We start from the raw sequence: 13,154 nt of genomic DNA, 5'->3' as shown, positions 1-13,154 counted from the left end.
TTAACGCGTTCACTCGTTCGGTCAATAACCGCCGTATGCAATCGCGAGCCAGGCGCGCGCGAGCACGGCGCCGACGCCCACGGCCACGCCGAACATCAGCAAACCTTGCAGCAGCCGGTTCGTGCGCTTCTGTTCGATCAGGATCTGACGGATGGTTTCGTCGTTGATGCCGCGCTGCTGCGCGTCGTGACGCTGCGCGAGCGCATGATGAATCAGCCGGGGCAGTTGCGGGAGCGTCTTGCTCCATTGCGGCGCCTCGATCTTCAGCCGTTCGTACCAGCCCTTCACGCCGATCTGTTCGTTCATCCAGCGTTCGAGGTACGGCTTGGCGGTTTTCCACAAGTCGAGTTCGGGATCGAGCGAACGTCCCAGCCCTTCGACGTTCAGCATCGTCTTCTGCAGCAGCACCAGTTGCGGCTGGATTTCGACATTGAAGCGGCGCGATGTCGAGAACAGACGCATCAGCACCTGACCAAGCGAAATATCCTTCAGCGCGCGGTCGAAATACGGCTCGCAGACTGCGCGGATCGCGCTTTCCAGTTCTTCGACGCGCGTCGTGGGCGGCACCCAGCCCGACTCCAGATGCAGCGTCGCCACCCGGTGATAGTCGCGCTTGAAGAACGCGAGAAAGTTCTGCGCGAGATAATTCTTATCGAAGTCCGAGAGCGCGCCGATGATGCCGAAATCGAGCGCGATATAACGCCCGAAATGCGCCGGATCGAGACTGACCTGAATGTTGCCCGGGTGCATATCGGCGTGGAAAAAGCCGTCGCGGAACACCTGCGTGAAGAAAATCTCCACGCCTTCGCGCGCCAGCTTCGGAATATCGACGCCCGCCGCGCGCAGCGTCTCGACCTGGCTGATCGGCACGCCGACCATTCGTTCCATCACGAGCACGCTCGCGGTGCAGAACTCCCAATACATCTCCGGCACCAGCAGCAGATCGAGGCCCGCGAAGTTGCGCCGCAGCTGGCTGCCATTGGCGGCTTCGCGCATCAGATCGAGTTCGTCGTGCAGGTACTTGTCGAACTCGGCGACCACTTCACGCGGCTTCAGACGCTTCCCGTCGGCCCACAGGCGTTCGGCCCAGACGGCGATGTCGCGCAGCAGCGCGAGATCGGAATCGATCACGGGCAGCATGTTCGGCCGCAGCACCTTCACGGCGACCTGCTTGCCCGCATGCTGGCCCGTCTTCAAGGTCGCGAAGTGAACCTGCGCAATCGATGCGCTCGCCACCGGCACACGCTCGAAGTCGTCGAAGATCGAATCGACGGGCGCGCCCAGCGACTTTTCGATGATGGAGATAGCGACAGCCGAATCGAACGGCGGCACCTGATCCTGCAGCTTGGCGAGTTCGTTGGCGATGTCGGGGCGCAGCAGATCGCGGCGCGTGGACAGCACCTGACCGAACTTCACGAAGATCGGCCCGAGGCTTTCGAGCGCAAGACGCAGCCGCACGCCGGGCGGCTGGTCGAACTTGCGGCCGATGGTGGTGATGCGCAGCAACAGCCGCACGCGCCGGTCGTTGACGCGGCTCAGCATCATCTCATCCAGCCCGAAGCGGATGACGGTAAAGAAAATCTTGAGAAAACGCAGAAAACGCATGGTTCAGCCCGGTGACTAGCGCGTGCCGCGCGACGTGGCGGCGCCCGGCGCACCTGCGCCGCGGGCTTCGACCTTCTGTTCGAGACGTTCGACGCGCTTTTCGACACGCGCAAGCGCGTCGCGAGCGCGCGCCAGCTCGGCGTTGAAATCGTCCAGCGCGGTGCGGCGCACGAGTTGCGGGTTTTCGTCCAGCAGATACTCGGCGACCGTATCGAGCAGATTGCGGCCCGTGCGCAGCGCATGATCGCCGACCGAACGCGCCACCGTCGCAATCCGCCACGCGGGGCCGTCGCCGATCAGCTTTGCGAGATCTTCTTCCGGCTCCCAGCGCAGATGCTCGGCCAGTTTCGCGATCACGGTGGCGAACTCGGCATCGCCTTCGATCTTCACGTGCTTCATCACCGCCGCCTGGCCGCCTTGCAGGAAGGCAGGCACGGCGTCAGACGGCACGGCGACCGTGACGTCGAATGTCTGCGCTTCGCTTTCGTCGACGGCGCTCAGGTAGCCGTCCGGCTGGACCAGCAGGATCAACGTGACGGGAGGACAGGATAGCCGCGCAGTCTTGCCGGCGTACGGAGTGAGACGTTCGCGCGCCCACGTTTCGCGAGCGAGCAGATGGTTGACGGCAGCAGCGAAGGGCTTGGCGGCAAGGGTCATCGGCAGTGGAAAGAGAAAACCCGCGCCGGCGACTGCCGACGCGGGTTCCTATTGTAACGTCCGTTCGCTTCGAGGCTGGCTCTGCCGAACGGCTAATCCTTTACGGATTCAGTGATGGTTCACCTGCTGGATACCCGCAAGCAGCCAGCCTTCGCCATTGCGCTTCGACAGGTTCCAGATTTCCTCGAACGGCTCGGCCGCGCTGCCCGCGGTTTCGCGGATCAGGCCGTGGAAACGCACGCTCGCCAGATACTCGCTGCCGCGATCCTCGACGCCCAGCAGTTCGGCGTTGAGCTGCACGACGTCGGTCTGGTTCTTGTCGGCACCGCGCGAGGTCAGGTCGACGCGCACTTCGGCGAACATTTCAGGCGTGGTGAACTCGCGGATATCGTCGATATTGCCGGCGTCCCATGCCGCCTGCAGGCGCACGAAGTAGACCTTCGCGTTGCGCAGGAACGACTCGGAATCGAAGCCCGCCGGGATGGCCGGCGTCGCAGCGACTTCAGGCGTGCTCAGCGGATTGCCTTGCGGGTTGAGGTCCGAACCCGTCGGCGGCGCCGTGTAACGCGGCTCCTGCGAGTAGCCCGTGCCGCCTACGTTCAGCGTCGGCGCGCCGCCTGCATACGCGGGCGTCTGTGCGTCGCGCGTGCGGGCAACGAACTTGCGGATCAGCCACACGGCGACGAACGCGATCAGCGCGATCACGATCAGGTTCGACATCATGCCCGCGAACGCTTCGCCAAGACCGAAGTGCGACAGCAGCGCGGCGATACCGAGACCTGCCGCGAGACCGGCGATCGGCCCGAGCCAGCGCGAGCGGTTAGGCTGTGCGGCCGGCGTGGGCGGCGGCGTAGCAGGACGCTGCTGCTGCATGGCTTGCGACGGAGCGCCGGGCGAAGGCGACGGCGCCGACTGCTGCGTCGGCTGAGTGACGTTCGACTGACGCCCGATACTGCGGCCGCCGCCCATGCGTTTTGCTTCGGCGTCGAGCGAGGCCAGCGTGCCGATCGAAATCAGCCCGACCATCGCGATCAGTCCGATTCTCCTCGCCCATGACCCCTTAACCTTACAACGAGATGACAGATTCGAATCAGACATTTTCTCAATTTCCTTTTAAAAACGAGAGGTTAGGGACATCAGTATTTCGTCCCCACATGCAAGGCTACCACGCCAGCTGACAAATTGTAATATTTGACGGCATCGAGGCCAGCTTGTTCCATCATCGTCTTCAAAGTTTCCTGATCCGGGTGCATCCGGATCGATTCCGCGAGGTAGCGATAGCTCTCGGCGTCCTTCGCAAAACGCTCGCCGAGCCACGGCAGTACCTTAAAAGAATAGACGTCGTAGGCTTTTTTGAGCGGGTCCCACACTTTCGAAAATTCCAGCACGAGCAGGCGCCCGGCCGGTTTCAGCACGCGGCGCATTTCGGCGAGCGCAGCGTCCTTGTGCGTCATGTTGCGCAGACCGAAGGCCACCGTGACCACATCGAAGTAGTTGTCCGGAAACGGAATTTTTTCGGCGTCGCACAGCAGCGTCGGCGTGATCACGCCCTTGTCGATCAGCCGGTCGCGGCCCACGCGCAGCATCGATTCGTTGATGTCCGTGTGCCAGACTTCGCCCGTCTCGCCTGCCCGCTTCGCGAACGCCATCGACAGATCGCCCGTGCCGCCCGCGATGTCGAGCACCTTGAAGCCCGGCCGCACGTTGGCCTGCGCGATGGTGAACGCCTTCCATGCGCGGTGCATCCCGCCCGACATCAGGTCGTTCATCAGGTCATAGTTGGAGGCGACCGAGTGGAACACACCGGCCACTTTCTTCGCTTTTTCCTGTTCGTCGACTGTCTGATAGCCGAAGTGGGTTTTGGTCATCGCGCTTCGTCCTTTCGCGTATTCTGAGAAATTGTTGCGTCGCATCCAGCGACGGGCGGTTGGCCGCGCATCGTATCAGTGTCTATGGCCGTGCGCAGGACCGGATACGGGCATCGGCGCATCCCGGTCGACGCCTGCCGCCTTCAGTTTGTCGAAATATTCCGCCCAGAGTTCGTCCTGACGGGTCGCGAGTTCCCACAGCAGATCCCACGAATAGATACCCGTATTGTGGCCGTCCGAAAAAGTCGGTTGTAGCGCGTAATTGCCGACGCCTTCCAGCGCCGTAATCGACACCTCGCGCTTGCCCGTCTGCAGCGTTTCCTGGCCGGGACCGTGACCACGCACTTCCGCCGATGGCGACAACACGCGCATCAGTTCGAACGGCACGCGGTAACTCTTGCCGTCCGCGTACTGCAGTTCGAGCACGCGCGATACGGCATGAACGACGACGCCGGTAGGCACCGGCGTGTCGGGTTTCAATCCACTCATGATGACCTCAGGCGAGAGCGTGTTCGATTTCGCCGCGTACCGCTTCGCGCAGCAAGGTGGCCTGCGCGCGCCGTTGCGACAGCATCGCCTCGGACACCGTGCGCTGGCGCGGCGCCCAGATGGGCAGCGGGAAATGCGCGTCGTTGGAGAACCGGGGGATCACATGCCAGTGCACGTGCGGCACCTGATTGCCGAGGCTCGCCAGGTTCACCTTGACGGGTTGGAGGATGCGCCGCATTGCGCGCTCGACGGCGTACACGACACGCATCACGCGGTCGCGCTCGCCGTCGCCCAGATCGGAAAATTCGGCCACATGCCTGTTCCAGATCACGCGGCAAAAACCGGGGTAGTCGTGTTCGTCAGCGAGGACGACACGCAAGGTGTCGTCCTGCCACAGTACATCGCCACCGTCTTCACGGCAGAAGATACAGTCCATCGTCGTCCTCGAACGGAACCTTTATCGCGCCATTAGACCAGCACGCGCTCGATTCCGCCATTGTTCGCACGCTGTACATAGTCGGCCATCCAGTTCTCGCCGAGCACGTTGCGTGCGATTTCGACAACGATATAGTCCGCTTCGACGCTCGCGTCTTCGTTGTAACGCGACAGGCCTTGCAGGCACGACGGGCAGCTGGTCAGGATCTTGACGTCGGCGGGTGCGTCGGTGGTTGCGCCGCTCGCTGCACCATTCGGCTGCGGGCCGTTCGCATCGGCGACCACGGGAATACCGCGCAGCTTCGCCGCACCCTTGCGGATTTCCTCTTCCTTGCGGAAGCGCACCTGCGTCGAAATATCCGGACGCGTGACCGCCAGCGTGCCCGACTCGCCGCAGCAACGATCGTTCTTCTCGATCTTGTAGCCGTCGATCTTCTCGGCACCCATCAGTTCGTTGACCAGCTTGACCGGGTCGATCGTCTTGATCGGCGTGTGGCAAGGGTCGTGATACATGTAGCGCGTACCCTTCACGCCGTCGAGCTTGATGCCCTTCTCCAGCAGGAATTCGTGGATGTCGATAATCCGGCATCCCGGGAAAATCTTCTCGAATTCGTAGCCGGCCAGCTGGTCGTAACACGTGCCGCACGACACCACCACGGTCTTGATGTCGAGATAATTCAGCGTATTCGCGACGCGGTGGAACAGCACGCGGTTATCCGTGACGATCTGCTCGGCCTTGTCGAACTGGCCCGAGCCGCGCTGCGGATAGCCGCAGCACAGATAACCCGGCGGCAGCACCGTCTGCACGCCCGCTTCCCACAACATCGCCTGCGTGGCGAGACCGACCTGCGAGAACAGACGCTCCGAACCGCAGCCGGGGAAGTAGAACACCGCTTCCGAATCGACGGTCGTCGTCTTCGGGTTGCGGATGATCGGCACGATCTTGTTGTCTTCGATGTCGAGCAACGCGCGCGCCGTCTTCTTCGGCAGGTTGCCCGGCATCTTCTTGTTGACGAAGTGGATCACCTGCTCGACCACGGGCGGGCGGCCCGTCGTCGCGGGCGGATGCGCCGTCTGCTTCTTGACGAACTTCTTCAGCACGTCGTTGCCAAGGCGTTGTGCCTTGTAGCCGACGCCCATCATCGCGGTACGCGCGAGGTTGATGGTCTGCGGATTGGTCGCGTTCAGGAAGAACATGCCCGCCGCGTTGCCCGCGTTGAACTTCTTCTTGCCCATCTTGCGCAGCAGGTTGCGCATGTTCATCGTGACATCGCCGAAGTCGATCTTCACCGGGCACGGCGTCACGCACTTGTGGCAGACGGTGCAGTGATCGGCGACATCGTTGAACTCGTCCCAATGCTTGATCGACACGCCGCGGCGCGTCTGTTCTTCGTACAGGAACGCCTCGACCAGCAGCGACGTGGCGAGAATCTTGTTACGCGGGCTGTACAGCAGGTTTGCGCGCGGCACGTGCGTCGCGCACACCGGCTTGCACTTGCCGCAGCGCAGGCAGTCCTTCACCGAATCGGCGATTGCGCCGATATCGGACTGCTGCATGATCAGCGATTCATAACCCATCAGCCCGAACGACGGCGTGTACGCGTTGCGCAAGTCCGCGCCTTCGAGCAGCTTGCCCTTGTTGAAGCGCCCTTCCGGATCGACGCGCTGCTTGTACGCGCGGAATTCGCCGATTTCCTCTTCCGTCAGGAATTCGAGCTTCGTAATGCCGATGCCGTGCTCGCCGGAAATCACGCCATCCAGCGAACGCGCAAGCTTCATGATGCGCGCGACGGCGACGTGCGCGTCCTGCAGCATCTCGTAGTTATCGGAGTTGACGGGAATGTTCGTATGAACGTTGCCGTCGCCCGCGTGCATGTGGAGCGCGACGAACACGCGGCCGCGCAGCACCTGCTTATGGATAGCCTGCGCTTCGTCGAGGATCGGCTTGAACTCGCCGCCGTTGAAAATCTGACGCAGTTCCGCGCGGATTTCCTGCTTCCACGACACGCGCACCGTGCGGTCTTGGACGATATGAAACACGTTCGCGTCCGGCTGAACATCGACGCGATCCGCGAATTTTTCCGCGAGCCCTTCGTAGCCGAGGCCGACCAGATAGTGCTGCGCTTCACGCAACGACAGATCGAGCTTGTCGCGCAGGAATTCCCAGCGCTTCTTCACATGGCCGAGCATGTCGAGCGCCTGATGCACGCGATCTTCGAGCAGTTCGGCACTCGGGATTTCATTCGCGTCGTCGCTCTTGCCGAGCGGCAGCTTGCCGCTCTTGAAGAACGCTTCGAGCGCATCAACCAGTTGCAGCTTGTTCTTGATCGACAGCTCGATGTTGATGCGCTCGATGCCGTCCGTGTACTCGCCCATGCGATTGAGCGGAATCACGACGTCTTCGTTGATCTTGAACGCGTTGGTGTGCTTCGCGATTGCCGCCGTGCGGCTGCGGTCGAGCCAGAAGCGCTTGCGTGCCTCGGCGCTGACGGCGACAAAGCCTTCGCCGCTCTTGCCGTTGGCCATACGGATCACTTCCGACGTGGCCGTCGCGACAGCATCAGCATCGTCACCGACGATATCGCCGATCAGCACCATCTTCGGAAACGCGTTGCGCTTGCTCTTGGTCGCGTAACCGACGGCGCGCAGATAACGCTCGTCGAGATGCTCGAGGCCGGCGAGAATCGCGCCGCCCTGCTTCGACGTTTCGAACAGATAGTCCTTGATTTCGACGATGCTCGGAATCGCCTCGCGCGCCTGGCCGAAGAACTCCAGACAGACGGTGCGCGTATGCGCGGGCATCTTGTGCAGCACCCAGCGGGCAGACGTAATCAGACCATCGCAGCCTTCCTTCTGGATGCCCGGCAGACCCGCGAGGAATTTATCTGTGACGTCCTTGCCGAGGCCTTCCTTGCGGAAACGCCGGCCTTCGATTTCGAGCAGTTCGGTGCGCAACAGCTTTTCGCCCGGCGCATATTCGCCGTCGAACCACTTCAGTTCGAAGCGCGCAACGGCGATGTCGTGAATCTTGCCGAGGTTATGGTCGAGACGCGTGACTTCGAGCCAGTTGCCTTGCGGGTCGACCATGCGCCACCACGCGAGGTTGTCGAGCGCCGTGCCCCACAACACCGCCTTCTTGCCGCCCGCGTTCATCGCGACATTGCCACCGATGCACGATGCATCCAGCGAAGTCGGATCGACGGCGAACACATAGCCTGCGTGCTCGGCAGCTTCCGTCACGCGGCGCGTGACCACGCCCGCGCCCGAGAAAATGGTCGGCACCTTGTGCGCGACGCCCGGCAGTTCCGTCAGTTCGACGGCGCCAAGCTGTTCCAGCTTTTCCGTGTTGATGACAGCCGAGAACGGTGTGAGCGGCACTGCGCCGCCCGTGTAACCCGTGCCGCCTCCACGCGGAATCACGGTCAGCCCGAGCTCGAAACACGCCTTGATCAAACCGGCGATCTCGGCTTCCGTATCCGGCGTCAACACGACGAACGGATATTCGACGCGCCAGTCGGTCGCGTCCGTCACGTGCGAAACGCGCGCAATACCGTCGAAGCGAATGTTGTCCTTCTGCGTCTGGCGGCCCAGCACCTTGTTCGCGCGGCGACGCAGGTCGGCCATCTTGTCGAACTCGCTGGCGAACGCATCGACCGCGCGGCGCGCAGCGGCAACCAGCGTTTCAACACGCGCGGCACGGTCGACGCCCGCTTCATCGCCATGTTCGACGAGGTCGGCGCGACGGCGCTTTTCGATTTCGGTCAGACGGTGATTCAGCGCTTCGATCAGTAGCGCGCGGCGCTTCGGGTTGTCGAGCAGATCGTCCTGCAGGTAAGGATTGCGGCGCACGACCCAGATATCGCCGAGCACTTCATACAGCATGCGCGCCGAGCGGCCGGTACGGCGTTCATTGCGCAGTTCGTCGAGGGCAGCCCACGCTTCGTCGCCGAGCAGGCGAATGACGATTTCGCGGTCGGAGAACGACGTGTAGTTGTACGGGATTTCGCGCAGGCGCGGTTCAGCGTCGGCGGCAACGGTGGCGGCGGCGCCGTGCGGATCGAAAACTTGAGGTGCGTTCATGTTTGGACGACTCGGTAGGTCAGCGGCGCGCGCTCATCGCTGAGGCCCGCTGACAGTGCGCGTGGGGCGCAATGCTGGAAATCTTTCTAGTGTGCGAAGCCGCAACCGGGGGGCCAGCGCCCGGGATCGCCGGGGATATGGCTGGAACGTGGGTGACCGGTCGCCTCGCGGGCGCTCAGAGACAGCTACACGATCGTGCATGCCGCACGTGCCGCTGCGCCGCGGGTCGAGACTCACGCGGTACGGGCATCAAGTGGGCGAATCGAGGCTGCCAATGCATCTTCCGATCCTTGTTCCAAAATAGGATTCTACCGCATGATTCACCCGGACGTTGACGGCTGAATGTCCGCGCGACAAGCCTTTGCGGCTTGGCTTGCCAGAAATCGCCACGAAAATGCCCGCCGGCGACGCACCCGGAATGCAGCGCAGCCGCCTGGGGATTGAGCCGGAACTTTCGACCGTCCGGTCGGCTGGTTCAGCTCACCGATAAAGCAAAGGCAATCGGATGAATCCCGGATCAGGTGCGTCCGGACGGGCGGTTGGCGCTATCATTGATCTTTTCCCGTCCGAAATGGCGCATTGCGCGTGATCCGCATGGCATCCCACGACTACCTGAAGACAATCCTCACCGCCCGCGTCTACGACGTCGCGCGTGAGACCGAACTCGAACATGCGCGGAATCTGTCCGCACGGCTGCGCATCCCCATTTACCTGAAGCGCGAAGACAACCAGCCCGTCTTCTCGTTCAAGCTGCGCGGTGCGTACAACAAGATGGCGCACATTCCCGCCGACGCGCTCGCGCGCGGTGTGATTACGGCTTCGGCAGGCAATCATGCGCAGGGCGTCGCGTTGTCGGCGGCGCGCATGGGAATCAAGGCGACCATCGTGGTGCCCGTGACGACGCCGCAAGTGAAGGTCGATGCCGTACGCGCACACGGCGGCCCGACGGTCGAAGTGGTGCAATCGGGCGAATCGTATAGCGACGCCTACGCCCATGCCGTCAAGTTGCAGGAGCAGCACGGCCTGACCTTCGTGCATCCGTTCGACGACGAATACGTGATCGCCGGCCAGGGCACGGTGGCAATGGAAGTGCTGAGTCAGCACCAAGGGCCGATCCACGCGATCTTCGTGCCGATCGGCGGCGGCGGTCTGGCGGCGGGCATTGCCGCGTACGTGAAATCGGTGCGCCCCGAGATCAAGGTGATCGGCGTGCAGACGGAAGATTCGTGTGCGATGGCGCAATCGCTGAAGGCGGGCGAGCGCGTGACGCTGAACGAAGTCGGCCTGTTCTCGGACGGCACGGCGGTGAAGCTGGTCGGCGAAGAGACGTTCCGCCTCTGCCAGCAATATCTCGACGACGTGCTGACGGTGAATACGGATGCACTGTGCGCCGCGATCAAGGACGTCTTCCAGGACACGCGCAGCGTGCTGGAACCGGCCGGTTCGCTGGCCGTCGCGGGCGCGAAGCAGTATGCGGAACGCGAAGGGATCGAGAACCAGACGCTGATCGCGGTCACGTCCGGCGCGAACATGAATTTCGATCGGATGCGCTTCGTCGCGGAGCGCGCGGAAGTCGGTGAATCGCGTGAAGCCGTGTTCGCGGTGACGATTCCCGAAGAGCGCGGCAGCTTCAAGCGCTTCTGCGAACTGGTCGGCACGCGCAGCGTCACCGAGTTCAATTACCGGATTGCGGACTCGTCGTGCGCCCATATCTTCGTTGGCGTGCAGATCCGCAACCGCAGCGAGTCGGCGCAGATCAAGGGCGCGTTCGAGGCGCACAACTTCGCCACCGTCGATCTCACCGGCGACGAACTGTCGAAGCAGCATATCCGCTACATGGTCGGCGGACGCTCGCCGCTCGCGCACAACGAACGTCTGTTCCGCTTCGAGTTTCCGGAGCGGCCGGGCGCACTGATGAAATTCCTGTCGTCGATGGCGCCGAACTGGAATATCAGCCTGTTCCACTATCGGAATCAGGGCGCCGACTACAGTTCGATTCTCGTCGGCATTCAGGTTCCGTCGGCGGAAGATGCCGAATTTGCGCGTTTCCTCGCAACGCTCGGCTATCCGTATTGGGAAGAGACGGCGAATCCGGTGTATCGACTGTTCCTCGGCTAACCGCGCAAACGGATGGCCTTTTCGCTAGACGACAAACTGGTGGTGGCGATTTCCTCGCGCGCGCTGTTCGATTTCGAGGAAGAGAACCGCGTGTACGAGGATGGCAATCTGCGCGCGTATGAGACGTTGCAACGCGAGCGGCTGAACGTGCCGGCCAAACCGGGCGTCGCGTTTCCGCTGATTCGCAAGCTGCTCGCGTTGAATGCGGGCGAGCATCGTGTGGAAGTGGTGATCCTGTCGCGCAGCGATCCCATCAGCGGCTTGCGCGCGTTCAAGTCGTGCCAGGAGTATGGACTGTCGATCGAGCGCGGCGTGTTCACGCGTGGACGCGCGCCATTCGCGTATCTGAAGCCGTTGAATGCGTCGCTGTTTCTGTCGGCGAATCAGGACGACGTGCGCGACGCGCTCGCGGCAGGATTCCCGGCTGCACGCGTGTTGCCTGAATCGGCGAAAATGGCGAGCAAGTACCCGGACGAAATCCGCATTGCCTTCGACGGCGACGCCGTGCTGTTTTCCGACGAAGCGGAGCGCGTGTTTCAGAAAGATGGCTTGCGGGCGTTCGTCGGTCACGAGATCGACAACAAGGATTTGCCGCTTGCCGATGGACCTTTAAAGCCTTTGCTGCAGGCATTGCACCGCTTGCAGACGCTGGCCGACGCAGCCGCGCCGATGCACATTCGCACTGCGCTGGTGACGGCGCGTTCGGCGCCCGCGCATGAGCGGGCAATCCGTACCTTGATGGCCTGGAACATCGAAATCGACGAAGCGATGTTTCTTGGCGGGCTGGACAAGAGCGCATTTTTGCGCGAGTTCGAGCCGGACTTTTTCTTCGACGACCAAATTCGCCACTGCGAATCGGCCCGTGACGTGACAGCGATCGGGCATGTCCTGAGTGGCATCGTGAACGCATCATGACACCCGAACAATCTCCGCTGGGCAAGCCGTCCAGCTACACCGAGCAATACGACGCCTCCTTGCTGTTTCCGATTGCGCGCAAGAATGCGCGCGAGCAGATCGGCATTGGAGCGGCGCTGCCGTTCTTCGGCACTGACATCTGGAACGCTTACGAGCTGTCGTGGCTCAATGCGCGCGGCAAGCCGCAGATCGCGATTGCGACTTTCTTTATTCCTGCGGAATCGCCGAATATCGTCGAGTCGAAGTCGTTCAAGCTTTATCTTGGGTCGTTTGCGCAGACTGCGTTCGATTCGATCGAGACCGTGCGTGACACCATCAAGCGCGATGTGTCTGCTGCTTGTGGGTCATCGGTGTCGTTGCATCTTTATCCGCCGGCGGAGTTTTCCAAGCTCGCGCTGGATGAGTTCGAAGGGACTTCGCTGGATCGGCTCGATCTTGATACGGATGTTTATCAGCCAGATGCTTCTTTGCTCAAGGCTGCGCTTGATGAAGCGCCTACCGAAGAAACTTTGGTGTCCAATCTTTTGAAGTCGAATTGTCCCGTTACCGGGCAGCCTGATTGGGGTTCGGTGCAGATTCATTACGTCGGGCCGCAGATCGATCACGCTTCTCTGCTGCGGTACATTATTTCTTATCGAAATCACACTGGATTTCACGAGCAGTGCGTCGAGAAGATTTTTCTTGATGTGATGAAGGTTTGTCAGCCTGTGAAGTTGGCTGTTTATGCGCGATATACGCGGCGCGGTGGGCTTGATATCAATCCGTTCCGCACTAACTTTAATCTGCCGATGCCGGATAATTTGCGGACTGCAAGGCAGTAAGGTTTTTTTTGTGGATGCTGTCTGCGACGCTATTTGGTGGTTTGCTTTTGCTTGTCGATGGCGTCCGCGTTTTGGTGTTGGTGCTTCAGGCGTCGCCCCTGTGCGGGGCAGCACCTACTTTTCTTTGCCGCGGCAAAGAAAAGTAGGCAAAAGAAAGCCGCTGAAC

10 protein-coding genes are annotated in these 13,154 nt (G+C 61.8%); 3 read left to right on the top strand and 7 right to left on the bottom strand.

The genetic code is table 11. The features are described from left to right. Positions 1-21 precede the first annotated feature (21 nt). The 7 genes from ubiB to DK391_RS35195 form a co-directional block, all read right to left on the bottom strand. Positions 22-1,605, bottom strand: a complete 1,584-nt coding sequence (gene ubiB / locus DK391_RS35225) for a ubiquinone biosynthesis regulatory protein kinase UbiB (protein ID WP_109482624.1) — start codon at positions 1,603-1,605, stop codon at positions 22-24. A 15-nt stretch (positions 1,606-1,620) separates the two neighbouring features. Further along, entirely contained in the window at positions 1,621-2,262 is a 642-nt protein-coding gene (locus DK391_RS35220) for an SCP2 sterol-binding domain-containing protein (protein WP_109482623.1), read from the bottom strand. A gap of 108 nt (positions 2,263-2,370) precedes the next feature. Continuing rightward, positions 2,371-3,360, bottom strand: coding sequence for a TIM44-like domain-containing protein (locus tag DK391_RS35215; RefSeq protein ID WP_109482622.1), 990 nt, complete (start codon positions 3,358-3,360; stop codon positions 2,371-2,373). 38 nt (positions 3,361-3,398) lie between these two features. Further along, on the bottom strand, positions 3,399-4,130 hold the full coding sequence (ubiE, locus tag DK391_RS35210; protein WP_109482621.1) for a bifunctional demethylmenaquinone methyltransferase/2-methoxy-6-polyprenyl-1,4-benzoquinol methylase UbiE: 732 nt from the start codon (positions 4,128-4,130) through the stop codon (positions 3,399-3,401). A gap of 75 nt (positions 4,131-4,205) precedes the next feature. After that, positions 4,206-4,619, bottom strand: coding sequence for a DUF971 domain-containing protein (locus DK391_RS35205; RefSeq protein ID WP_109482620.1), 414 nt, complete (start codon positions 4,617-4,619; stop codon positions 4,206-4,208). Positions 4,620-4,626: 7 nt separating this feature from the next. Next, the gene (locus DK391_RS35200) at positions 4,627-5,055 is read right to left on the bottom strand and encodes an HIT family protein (RefSeq protein ID WP_109482619.1); all 429 of its coding nucleotides are present in this window, start codon (positions 5,053-5,055) and stop codon (positions 4,627-4,629) included. Between the two features lie 32 nt (positions 5,056-5,087). Further along, positions 5,088-9,134: an FAD/FMN-binding oxidoreductase gene (locus DK391_RS35195; protein ID WP_109482618.1), complete on the bottom strand. Its 4,047-nt coding sequence runs from the start codon at positions 9,132-9,134 to the stop codon at positions 5,088-5,090. Between the two features lie 594 nt (positions 9,135-9,728). Between DK391_RS35195 and ilvA the strand changes: the two genes are divergently transcribed. Genes ilvA through queF form a run of 3 tightly spaced genes read left to right on the top strand, consistent with a single transcriptional unit; the run spans position 9,729 to position 12,988 of the window. Then, the gene (gene ilvA, locus DK391_RS35185) at positions 9,729-11,252 is read left to right on the top strand and encodes a threonine ammonia-lyase, biosynthetic (RefSeq protein WP_109482617.1); all 1,524 of its coding nucleotides are present in this window, start codon (positions 9,729-9,731) and stop codon (positions 11,250-11,252) included. A 12-nt stretch (positions 11,253-11,264) separates the two neighbouring features. Further along, complete coding sequence (locus DK391_RS35180; protein WP_109482616.1) at positions 11,265-12,167, top strand: 5'-nucleotidase; 903 nt, start codon at positions 11,265-11,267, stop codon at positions 12,165-12,167. Continuing rightward, entirely contained in the window at positions 12,164-12,988 is an 825-nt protein-coding gene (queF, locus tag DK391_RS35175) for an NADPH-dependent 7-cyano-7-deazaguanine reductase QueF (protein ID WP_109482615.1), read from the top strand. Before DK391_RS35180 ends, queF begins: the two co-directional genes overlap by 4 nt. Positions 12,989-13,154: the final 166 nt, after the last annotated feature.

Origin of the sequence: Paraburkholderia sp. C35 (assembly GCF_003121405.1) — a bacterium.
GTDB lineage: Bacteria > Pseudomonadota > Gammaproteobacteria > Burkholderiales > Burkholderiaceae > Paraburkholderia.
Note: the sequence above shows the minus strand (reverse complement) of the source record. Positions and strands in the feature narration are given on the sequence as shown.